The 11,163-nt window shown below is 58.9% G+C and carries 8 protein-coding genes and 3 pseudogenes; 4 read left to right on the forward strand and 7 right to left on the reverse strand.

Going from position 1 to position 11,163, the window contains the following annotated elements; all coding sequences use genetic code 11:
- Positions 1 to 18 precede the first annotated feature (18 nt).
- On the reverse strand, positions 19 to 1,359 hold the full coding sequence (locus tag D3879_RS24555; RefSeq protein WP_119956797.1) for an NAD(P)/FAD-dependent oxidoreductase: 1,341 nt from the start codon (positions 1,357 to 1,359) through the stop codon (positions 19 to 21).
- Positions 1,360 to 2,244: 885 nt separating this feature from the next.
- Positions 2,245 to 2,532: pseudogene (locus D3879_RS24560) on the reverse strand (hypothetical protein); the annotation flags it as partial.
- 302 nt (positions 2,533 to 2,834) lie between these two features.
- Between D3879_RS24560 and D3879_RS24565 the strand changes: the two are divergent.
- The 3 genes and pseudogenes from D3879_RS24565 to D3879_RS27345 all read left to right on the forward strand — a co-directional run.
- Entirely contained in the window at positions 2,835 to 3,170 is a 336-nt protein-coding gene (locus D3879_RS24565; protein WP_119956798.1) for a transcriptional regulator, read from the forward strand.
- 132 nt (positions 3,171 to 3,302) lie between these two features.
- Positions 3,303 to 3,665, forward strand: a complete 363-nt coding sequence (locus D3879_RS24570) for a histone-like nucleoid-structuring protein, MvaT/MvaU family (RefSeq protein ID WP_119954123.1) — start codon at positions 3,303 to 3,305, stop codon at positions 3,663 to 3,665.
- 178 nt (positions 3,666 to 3,843) lie between these two features.
- Positions 3,844 to 4,186: pseudogene (locus D3879_RS27345) on the forward strand (catalase family protein); the annotation flags it as partial.
- Positions 4,187 to 4,225: 39 nt separating this feature from the next.
- Here the strand turns inward: D3879_RS27345 and D3879_RS24580 are convergent.
- From D3879_RS24580 to D3879_RS24600, 5 genes and pseudogenes are all read right to left on the reverse strand, one after another.
- A complete protein-coding gene (locus D3879_RS24580) occupies positions 4,226 to 5,113 on the reverse strand; it encodes a glutathione S-transferase family protein (RefSeq protein WP_218567865.1) in 888 nt (295 codons plus the stop codon).
- Between the two features lie 216 nt (positions 5,114 to 5,329).
- Complete coding sequence (locus D3879_RS24585) at positions 5,330 to 5,701, reverse strand: RidA family protein (protein WP_119954121.1); 372 nt, start codon at positions 5,699 to 5,701, stop codon at positions 5,330 to 5,332.
- A gap of 61 nt (positions 5,702 to 5,762) precedes the next feature.
- Positions 5,763 to 7,313: a BCCT family transporter gene (locus tag D3879_RS24590; RefSeq protein ID WP_119956799.1), complete on the reverse strand. Its 1,551-nt coding sequence runs from the start codon at positions 7,311 to 7,313 to the stop codon at positions 5,763 to 5,765.
- 259 nt (positions 7,314 to 7,572) lie between these two features.
- Positions 7,573 to 8,557, reverse strand: a pseudogene (locus tag D3879_RS24595) (dipeptidase).
- Positions 8,558 to 8,570: 13 nt separating this feature from the next.
- A complete protein-coding gene (locus D3879_RS24600) occupies positions 8,571 to 10,013 on the reverse strand; it encodes an aldehyde dehydrogenase family protein (protein WP_119956800.1) in 1,443 nt (480 codons plus the stop codon).
- Positions 10,014 to 10,106: 93 nt separating this feature from the next.
- Between D3879_RS24600 and D3879_RS24605 the strand changes: the two genes are divergently transcribed.
- Complete coding sequence (locus D3879_RS24605) at positions 10,107 to 11,009, forward strand: LysR family transcriptional regulator (protein ID WP_119956801.1); 903 nt, start codon at positions 10,107 to 10,109, stop codon at positions 11,007 to 11,009.
- Positions 11,010 to 11,163 lie beyond the last annotated feature (154 nt).

An 11,163-nucleotide genomic window follows, 5' to 3' on the forward strand; every position in this document is an offset into this window, starting at 1 on the left:
TGGTTGTGGTGATGTCGATCAGTTCCTGGCGTCCTGGTACCGATACAGCTGGTACGCGAGATGCTGGCCCAGGCGCAGGAACGTGGCGAACGGGAATCGCGGGGGTGGTGTTTGTGTAAGCGGGGTAGGCGGGGTATCCGGGTTACCCGCCGCCATTGCGGCAAGGCGGCGTCCAGCCACCGTCGTGTACGAAACACCGCTGCCGGAGTAACCCGAGGCGCAATACACGCTCGGGCTGTCCGGCACTTCGTAGACGTGGGGAATGCCGTCGCGGCTCATGCACACCCAGCCACCCCATTCATGTTCGAGGGTGACTTGCTCCAGGGCGGGAAACTTGTTGACCAGCGCATGCAGCAGAGACAGCTTGTGCCGGGGGTGCGTGGCGTCTTTCCCGGAGATCGCTCCCGGTCCGCCGAACATGATCCGGTTGTCGGGCAGGCGGCGGTAGTAATGCAGCAGATTACGGGTATCGATCATGCTGTCGCTGCTGGGCAGGGACTCGGCTGCTTCCGCTGCAGTGAGCGGGCGGGTGACGATGATCTGCGAATACACCGGCATATAACGTCCGCGCAGCGCGCTGTGAAGCTCCGGTGAGGTATAGCCATTGGTGGCGATGACAACCTTGCGGGCGCTGACGACGCCGCCCGGTGTCTGCAACAGGTGACGACCGCCTTTGCGCTCCCAGCCGACCACGGGCGAGGCGGGATGCACCCTGGCGCCGGCGGCTCGCGCCATGCGCAGGTAACCCCAGGCGAGTTTCAGCGGATGCATGCCGAAACCTTCCGGCAGGCGGATGCCGCCGTAGACTTCGTTGCCCTTGTGGTAATGACTCAGCGCCTGGGGGGAGAGGGTCTCGACGGGAAAGTCGAATTCGTCGTTGAACAGTTGCGCTTCTGTTTCCAGCCCCGCCATCCGACTCGGTAGATGGGCGGTCTTGATCACTCCGTCAGGCTGTGCGTCACAGTCGATGCCGCCTTCGGCGATGAGGCGCTTCAGGGTCTTCAAGGCGTCGCGGGTTTCTTCGAAGTACGCGCGGGCCATCGACTTGCCGTAATGCGCGATCAGCTCCGAGGGCCACAGGTGCCCGCCGGAAGCTCTGGCAAATCCGCCATTTCGCCCGCTGCAACCCCAGGCGATCTGGTTAGCCTCCAGCACGACCGCCTTGATCCCATGCTCGCGAGCCAGGAAATAAGCGGTCGTAAGCCCGGTGTAGCCGGAACCTATGATTGCTACTTCGACCTCGGTAGCACCGCGGACCGGGCCGTCATCCTCGGGCTGAATGCCGGCGCTTGCGGCCCAGTAGGAGGAGGTGTGCGGTTCTCCATGACCGGGATGGGCTGAAACCAGCGGGTCGTACATGCTGTATTCCTCGTAGACGCTTTTTTGCGTCAATTATTGTATTTATCATGATAAATAAGATAAATGCAAAAAAACGAAGCAGTCAAGGCCTCCCTCGTGGGAATTGGATAAGCGGAAGGTAGTGCTGATTAAGGCAAGGGAGGGTAGTGATCTTGCCTAACCCAAGGGCGAACACTTTTCAGTCAGTGCCCGGGCCTTGGGCCGTTTCGATTTCTACGCATACTCGGCCAGCTAATTGATCGATGTCGGGATCATCGTGGGAGGGCGTTCGAAATCTCAGTGACACAAGCCGGGAGAGCGTCTAGAAAATCCGGGGGATTCACTTCAAAGATTTCTGCTCAGCCTGGCGGAATAAACATTCCGCCGCTCTCGTATACCTGAATAGCTCAACCTGATTGATAAGGCATGACCCTTTTGAACCGCCCCGAGAACTCCGGAGTTTTCCCACTAGCCGACAAAAGGCCGAAGCTGGGAAGGACAGAAAGCAGAAAGCCCGCACATGGCGGGCTTTCTGCTGATGATTAGGCTGTGATTACACTAAATCCTTAACCTCGTGGAAGTCAGCTCACTTTCGTGCCCAGTAATGTTTCATCTGGTATCCACCCCCATTACAGGACGGCCTTCGCTTTCTCCACATTACTTTACCCGCAGCACCAACAGCTTGGTTCACAGCTAGCCTGCCGTGTCCGGCAGCGCTACGGGCTTACCTTGTTTCACATGGATTTCCGAACGGGTCGAGCCCCTCGATTTCGCCGGCGGTGCCACATCCAGGATGGGGGTATCAAGACTCCCTACCTGGCCGCATACCTTTTGGTACAAGCCTGTCAGCATCTTTGGCTTGGCTATTATGACGACGTTTATATGAGGTTCACGTGTGTTGGCCGTATGCTCCCACTCGATCCGTGCCGCGCGCTGCGGCTGCTTGCGCAGTTGGTAACCACAGCTGGCCAAGTCGACCCTGTTGCCCTGGTAGCGACAGTCGCAATAGAACTCGACGGACTGCTGTGCGTAGAGGTCCCAAGCGATCTTTTTGGCTTCGTTGAAGGTACGCGGTGGATGGGGCTCCGCCTGGATGGCGGTGACGAGCAAGAGGCAGATCAGGGCGAGCAATCGATGCACTCGTAAGAGTCCTGGTGTGTAATGGCCATCGCTCCACGACGACCTTTTATCCATGGTGTATTGCCAAGCAGGCAGTGTGCTGTAATCTGTATGGATGTACAGTATTATTTGGGTGGTCCACCATATCGCTCACCATCCTCGGCAGCAGCGAGCGGCTGCGGCATTGGCTGTCTGTAAACGAGCTGCACATAACGAGGTTCGGGTCGACTAGCGAAGACAAGACACAGGGGCGCTCTTCACCGCGGACCGGAATGGAGGCGAACGTACAGGTAGGCTGTCTGGGAAGCGGTGCGCGAGGTAACAACAGTTTCACAGCGCTATTGAATGATGATGGAAAGAAGAAGGAGCAAGCACTCATGGTCAATGTCGAGCAATTGAAATACTCGGTAAGTCGTATGCCGATCGAGAAAGTGCGCGCGGCGGCCAGTGAGCTGAGTCTCGACGGTTTGGTAACCGAAGGCAGGACGCCGTTTACCCGTTTGCACTTCAATACGTGCTTTGCAGAAATCGAGGCATTGTTTCGACGCGCCGGTTATCACCGCCCGCTAGATGTGGTGGGTTACCAGGGTTTGATATACGCCCTGTATGACCCGAGCCGCTGGGAGGCAGTACAAGTGCTGAGGTGGCTGAAGGAGTACACGGAAGAGGCAAATTCCCGAGCGCTCCGCGCGGATGTCTCTTCGCTTCGCTAGTCACGAGGAGAGCATCGCATGCGTCGCACTGCCTCTGGTGAAAAGCGAATAGTCAAGCTGCTACCTTCAATCTAGTTTGCTAGGATTGGTTAAATCTACAGTCCCCCAGCTATTTCCCAAAGGAGCATTACCTTGTCAAAACTCGCTGAGTTCCGTGCTATCGAAAAGGCCTTGCAGGAGCAGTTGGCCCAGCTTGACGCGTTAAAAAATGACGGGGCACTGAAGAAAGAAATTGAGTTTGAAGGAAAACTGCGAGCCCTCATGGGCTCTTATGGCAAGAGCTTACGGGACATTATCGCCATTCTTGATCCCAAGCGGTCTTCTTACCAGTCAAAGTCCATCAGTGCACCGCAACGCCGTCCACGTGTGGTCAAGGTTTATAAGAATCCTCAAACCGGTGAAGTGGTCGAAACCAAAGGTGGCAATCACCGGGTTCTTAAGGCTTGGAAAGAGCAGTACGGGGCTCTGGCCGTGGAGTCCTGGCTTCAGGCTTGATCCAAACTGGGCCTCAAAGCCCCTTTACAGGTTTTCTGGTAGAGCAAATTATGCCCGAACTGAGCCGGCCACGACCGGCTCAGAACGACCCAATATAGGTCAGTCGGGAGTGTCGATGGAAGCCTGTGCGACCCACCCGGCTTGGTCATCAGGCGTACATGTCCTCCTACCGTCGATCCAAGCCAGCGGCAAAAAAGTCTTGGCCTTCTTTCCCTGCTGGGACCCACGCACCTGGGAGTTGCGCCACCTGATCATCGCCCTGAATACGCTGGCCCCGTGCCGGAAAGCCCGGTGGCGACGACTTACAACTCTATCGCCCCATTCAAGCTCGGGCCAAGCAACATCAAATACCGCGTCATCCGGCCCCGGAAAATTGCCCAAACTACGAGTTACCCAAGCAAAATCAGGACTTACCCAACTTCCTATGCAGCGCGCTCTATCAACAACTCTCCATTGACCGCGTTCCGGCCTGTTTTGCCTTGCAAGTACAACGGCAAAACCCACCGCACTACATACCCATTAGCACGTTCGCTGGAATGAGTTGTTGGGTCATTTTTAATTTAGTAAATCCTTTTTGCGCTCTTTTTTCCGTACTTCTCCTCATCCAAGAATTGAGATATGTATCCCTGTCTCTTCCACAGCAGTTCATGGTAAAGCTCCTTAATTTCTGGAACAGCCGACCGCTGAACCGCATTGAGCGTCAGGAGGCTCTCTTTCCAAGCATTTATTCGTGGGTGCCTCTTCTTATCCAATATTCCGGGCCTTAATTCATTGAGGTACTCCAATCGCTGAAATAGGGGCGCGTAGCTGGAATCAACTAACGAGAATTTACTACCATTAAAAAAGGGGGCGCCACCAATTGCCTTTTCTATTTGATCGAACTTATTCAATAAATCGTCCAGGACGTTGTTAAAGTCCTCTTCTTTTTCTTTGACGCTCAAATGAAAAGCACTCCATGTGCAGCCGTTACCGAACTCTATCCAGCTCCGATTGTGTGCACGCAAGATGAGATCGCTCGGATGAAGCTTGTTGGGATATGCCTCGTCAATATATTCGTTGATGACTGTCGATTCGAATATGACATGATCCCCCACTAGAAGCAGCGGAACCTTCTTGAGGGGAGATATTTTTAGAAACCATTCCGGAGGGTTGGCCAAATCTATATATTCGATGTCATATTCAACAGTCTTATATTGCAGCGCGATTGCCGCTCTTTGCACGAATGGGCACAGCTTGAAGCTTATTAATCTGGGTTTCACAGTCTTCTTGTTTCCAAAAAATAAGTTGAGGGCCCAACTATAAATAGACACTAAGTGGTGTGATAACGCTTTCACGGGCTTGGTGGATAACATTCTAGTGTCCCTCTGGTTAATATCGTGGTCTCTCTGTAGGCTGGCATAGAGCGAAGCGAAACCCAGCGATGCCCCTGTTACCACGCTGGGTTTCACCAAAAAAGGGCTCTACCCAGCCTACGACCCGCCGTTTCCCTCACCCCGATCCCTCAGCTTTGGGATTCTGCACTGCCTTACCTCCTGCAGCCATGCAGTCGTCTCCCGGCGGGAGAAGGAAAACCAGTGCTTCCTCGCTCGCTTTCAAGTTAACGGACTAAGCAAACAGGCCACTAGCCGGGATTGCCGTTCAAGCGTGCAGTGGATACGAGAGGGTCAGGCGGCGGCGTATACCACCAACTCCACCAGCATCTCCTCGCGGGCCAGGCCGGCGATGACCATGGCGGCGCGATTCGGGTAAGGCGCAGCGAAGTATTCGCCATAGACCGCGTTGACCGTGGCCAGGTAGGAGCGGTCGGTCACGTAGATCAGCACCTGGGTCACCGCGTCCATGCCCAGGCCGGCCGCCTCCAGCGTGTGTTTGAGGTTGTCCAGGGTCTGGCGCGTCTGTGCCTCGATGCCGCCGGGTACCACCTGGCCTTGCGCATCGATAGGGATCTGCGCGGTGTACAGGGTGCCGTTGCCGATAACTGCCCATTCCAGTGGGGCTTTAGACGGGAACAACTGGGTTTTGACTGCCTGTTTCATCGACTACTCCGGAGTTAGAAATAAAAAGAGGGAGGCGGCGGGTACCGCGCTCCCTCAAAACCTAGATTTGCTGCTCCACCGCCATGCGCCTGGCGATTCTTAGCGCATCCCAGAGCGACGGCAGGATCAGCAGGGAAACCGGCACGGCGGTGATGACGATGAAAGACTGCAGCGCCGTCACGCCGCCCGCACCAATCGTGATCAGCACCACCGCAGCCAGCCCCATGCCGATTGCCCAGAACGCTCTCAGCCACTTCTTCGGCTTGTCGTTGCCCGACATCGCCATCGCCACGGTGAAAGCCATCGCGTCGCCGTTGGTAGCGACCGAGATGAAGCTCAGGAACAGGAATAGTGCGGAGATCACGCCCCCGAGTGGCAGGCTCTGGGTCACGCCCAGCAGCAGGGCCTCGGGCCCGGCGCCATTGGCGGTGACTATGCCTGGGGTCTGTAGTTCCAGCCCGATGCCGGTGCCGCCGACCACGGTGAACCAGAACATGGTCACGATCGGGGCGATGATCGACAGTGTCAGGATGATTTCGCGGATGGTGCGTCCGCGCGAGATCTTGGCAACGTAGAGCGCCACCATTGGAGCGTAGCCAATGAACCAGCCCCAGTAGAACACCGTCCACCAGTCGAGCCATTTCGGATCGGCGCGGAACAGCGTCATCGGGATGAAGTGTTCGAGGTGCAAGCCGAAAGCCTTCGGGAAACCGCCCAGGATGAAGGCGGTCGGCCCGAGCGCGACCATGAAGACGGCCAGGCCGATCATCAGCCACACGTTGATTTCGCTGACGAAGCGGATGCCCTTGAGCCCCACCAGGCACGAGGTGGTGTACATCACGGTCACCAGGATGATGGTGATGGCCTGGGTGGTGATGTCGTTCGGGATGCCCAAGACGGCATGCAACGCATTGCTGATCTGCAAGCCGAGGAATCCGATCGGACCGATCGTGCCGGCGACCACGGCGATGATCGAGGTGGCATCTGCCAGCGTGCCGATTGGCCCTTTCAGTGCGCGCTGGCCGAGTAGCGGGTAGAGCAGTGTACGCGGAGCCAGAGGCAGGCCCTTGTCGTAATGCAGATGCATCAGCACGATCGCCAGCAGGCTGCCGAGTACCGCCCAGGCCAGGAATCCCCAGTGCACGTAGGATTGGGCGAGCGCCGCATACCCTGCCGCTTCGGTGTGCGGTTGCACCCCGGCGAACAGCGGTGGCGGGCTCGCGAAGTGCATCAGCGGCTCGGCCGCAGCCCAGAAGGCGCCGCCACCGGCGAGCAGGGCGCACATGATGACCGCGATCCAGTTGAACGTACTGGTATCGGGCTTCTGGTCGACGCCACCCAGGCGCACGCGACCGCATTTCGTACAGCAGATTCCCAGGCTCACCAGGAAGGTGAGCAGCATTAGAACCTGCCAATACAGGCCGAAGAACTTCGTCGACCAGGCGAACAGCGTGTTCACCAGACCTGACACGCTGTCGATGTCGACCAGGGCCGCCACCAGGAATGCCAGCAGGAAACCGCCGCTGATGATGAACAGCGGCCAGTCGATGCCTTTCAGGGCTGCACAGCTCAGCGGCTCGCTAACGACTTGTTGGGTAGTGGAGAGTTTCATGACGCCTCCAAGGTATGCGCTCGGGGCTCCGTACTGCCCGTCAGGGCTGCGGAGCGTTTGACGATCGGGATACGAAGCGGGGCAGGCCCGCCTGGTCAGAACGGTGCGGCATTCGCCGTCGGGCCGCTGCGATCGGCTCGTTGCGCGGGAGGGTGAAATCGCTGGTGGCAGTGCTGCCGGCACAGGCCGTCTCCGGACGAGGAGATGGACGAGGCGTAATTATTATTGTTCATGCTGCCCTCACGGTGGGTATCGGGAGTCAGGCTTGCGGCGCGGTGGAGCTTTCCAGCAGGCGCAGCCAGTTGAGTCCCATGATCTTGCGCACCTCGTCTTCGGCGAAGCCGCGGGTGCGCAGTCCTTGGGCGATGGTCGGGAAATCCCGGCTGTCGCGGAACCATTGCAGGGGCGTTGGCCAGTTGGCGTTGTCCGCCGAGCCTTCGCCGTAGTCCTTGTCCTTGCTCCAGCGGCCGTTGCGCATCCATTCCAGAACTTGCAGCGGTTGTTGCTGGCAGAGGTCGGTGCCGATGCCGATGTGCTCGACGCCCATCAGCTCGGCGGTACGCGCGACCATGTCGCAGAACTCCTCCAGCGTGCAGGCGGAGGCGCCCTTGAGGTGGAAGGGGTAGGTGCTGAAACCGAGCAGCCCGCCGGATTCGGCGATGCCCCGCAGCACCGCATCGGACTTGTTGCGCTTGGCGGCGTGGAAGCTGACGGGTTGGCATGGGAGACGATCACCGGCCGCTCGACAGCTCGATGGCTTCCAGGGTGCTGCGTTCGGCGCTGTGGGACATGTCGATGAGCATGCCGACGCGGTTCATCTCGCGGATCACCTGCCGGCCAAAGCGGCTGATGCCGTTGTCTTCGTTCTCATAGCAGCCGCTGGCGAGCAGGCTCTGGTTGTTGTAGGTAAGTTGCATGATGAAGACGCCGAGCTGGCGGAAGATCTCCACCAGATCGATGTCATCTTCGATGGGCGAACAATTTTGGAATCCGAAGAAGATTCCGACCCGTCCCTCCTCGTGAGCGAGACGGATATCCGCGGCGTGGTGCACCGGGCGGATTAGCTCGGGCCAGGCCTCGAACCGGCGGTTCCACTCGCCGATTCGCGACAGGGTTTCCCGGGCATTCTCGTGGTAAGCGATGGTGGCGTGCACCGCGCTCAGTCCACCGGCCTGCATCTGGCGGAAAATCTCCGGGCTCCAGTTGGAATATTGCAGGCCATCGATCATCAGAAGCTCGTGCATGGCGGTCTCCGGTTCAGGGACGCACGTAGGTGGTCTTGACCACCGTGTAGAAGTCGCGGGCGTATTGCCCCTGTTCGCGCGGGCCGAAGCTGGAATCCTTGCGACCGCCGAATGGCACGTGGTAATCGGTTCCCGCGGTTGGCAGGTTGACCATCACGCAGCCGGTCTTGGCGCGGCGCTTGAAGTCGCTGGCGTACTTCAGCGACTGGGTGATGATCCCGGCGGTCAGGCCGAAACGGGTGTCGTTGAGGGTGGCCAGGGCTTCTTCGTAGTCCGCGACCTTGATCACACAGGCGATCGGGCCGAACACCTCGTCGCGGTTGATCTGCATGTCGTTGCGGGTGTCGACGAACAGCGCCGGGCGCATATAGAAGCCTTCCTGCTCCTCGCTAATACGCTCGCCGCCGCAGGCCAGGCGGGCGCCATCGGCCTGGGCCTGCTGGATGTAGCGCAGATTCTGGTTGAGCTGCTTCTCGTCGATCACCGCGCCGATCTGCACGCCTTCGCGCAGCGGGTGGCCGACCTTGAGTTGGCCGATGCGCTCGATCAGCGCCGCGACGAAGCGGTCATGCACCCCGGCGGTGACGATCAGCCGCGAGGAGGCGGTGCACTTCTGCCCGGTGCCGAAGAAGGCACCGTTCAGCGCGCAGTCCACGGCCAGTTCCAGGTCGGCATCGTCGAGCACGATCAGGGCGTTCTTGCTGCCCATTTCTAGCTGGCAGCGAACAAAATTGACGGCCGTGGCGGCCGCGACCTTGCGCCCGGTGTCGACCGAACCGGTGAAACTCAAGGCGTTGATCTTCGGCGAGTGGATCAGGCGGTCGCCAACGATGGCGCCGCTACCCATCACCAGATTGAACGTACCGGCCGGCAGCCCCTGGCGGGAGATGATTTCAGTCAGTGTCCAGGCGCTGGCCGGCACTGCGTTGGCCGGTTTGAACACCACCGCATTGCCGAACGCCAGTGCCGGGGCGATCTTCCAGGCTGCAGTAGCCATGGGGAAGTTCCAGGGGGTGATGATGGCGACCACACCCACCGGCTCGCGGCGCATTTCGATCTCCACACCCGGGCGCACCGAATCGGCGGTCTCGCCCATCTGGCGCAGCACTTCGGCAGCGTAGTAATGAAAGAACTGACCGGAGCGATAAACCTCGCCGATGCCCTCGGCCAGGGTCTTGCCTTCCTCGCGGGCGAGTTGTTCACCCAGTTCGGCCTTGCGCGCAATCAGCTCATCGCCGATGGCCATCAACACCTGGTAGCGCTGTTCGAGCCCACTGCGCTCCCAAACCACCTGAGCCGCGCTGGCCGCCTCGATGGCCTGCTCGACCTGCGCGGCATCGGCCTGGGCGAAGTGGCCGAGTACGTCCGCGATGTTGGCGGGGCTGACGTTAGCAACGGTGGCAGAGCCAGTTAGCCACTCGCCATTAATATAGTTACGGAAGATATCGCTGGGCATATGCACCTCCTCTCATGCTGTGATCGCATGGTAGGCGGCGCTCCGAATAAACTAAAATTAATAGTAAATATTGTTTGATAAGGAAAACTTACCATGCTGCCTGACCTCAAGATCGTGCAACTACGGCATTTCGTCTGGGTCGCCGAACTGCATGGTTTCCATGCGGCAGCGGAAAGAGCGCACCGAACCCAACCGGCGATTTCCCTGTCGATCCGCGACCTGGAGAACAAGCTCGGGCAATCCTTGTTCGAGAAGCGCAACGCACGCGTGGCCAGGCCGGAGTTGACGCCTTTCGGGGTGCAGTTCCTAGGCTACGCCAAGGAACTGATCGCGCACCACGATCGAGTGGTCAAGGATATGAACCTGATCGCCCAGCACAAGTCTGGGCACCTGCGTATCGCCTCGGTACCCTCGATCGCCAGCCGCCTGCTGCCGGACATCCTCACCCGCTTCATCGGCGATGCGACGGACCTGCATGTGAGCCTGTTCGACGACAACTCCGAAGCGGTGCTGGCGATGGTGGAGAGCCAGCAGGTGGACTTCGGTATCGCCAGCCTCTGGGAGGCGGGAAGCGACATCCAGTTCATCCCGATCTGGGAAGACAGCGTCGGCGTGGTCTGCCGGTGCGACCATCCATTGGCTGAGGAGCCGCAATTGGGCTGGCGCCAGCTGCGTGGCGAGCGGCTGATAGCCAATGGCACCTCGCGCCTGCTGGCCGGCAGCGAGGCAGAGGAATTGGTGGCCGACTCGCAATTCTATATGTCTAACATGATCTCCCTGCTGGCCATGCTCGAGGCCGGGATGGGTATCACCACCCTGCCGCGTTTCGCCTTTCCGCCGGAACACGGCCAGCTGCGCTTCATTCCGCTGAGCGACCCGCTGGTGACCCGCGACATCGGCATCGTGCGTCAGGCCAACCGCTCGTTACCCGTGGCGGCGCAGGCCTTGTTCGAGTTCATCCTGCGCGACAATGAACTAGAGCCGGGCGATTGGTGAAAACAGCCATTATCTGATTAAGAAGACCATATAGATAAGTTTCACTTATCAGCTGATAGGGCGATCTGAATTGCCCCGCAGGCGCCCGTGGACCACCATCGGCGGCAGACAACAACAATCCTCCGCATCCCTCTTGGCCCTTAACAGGCCGTAT

Origin of the sequence: Pseudomonas cavernicola (genome assembly GCF_003596405.1) — a bacterium.
Lineage (GTDB): Bacteria > Pseudomonadota > Gammaproteobacteria > Pseudomonadales > Pseudomonadaceae > Aquipseudomonas > Aquipseudomonas cavernicola.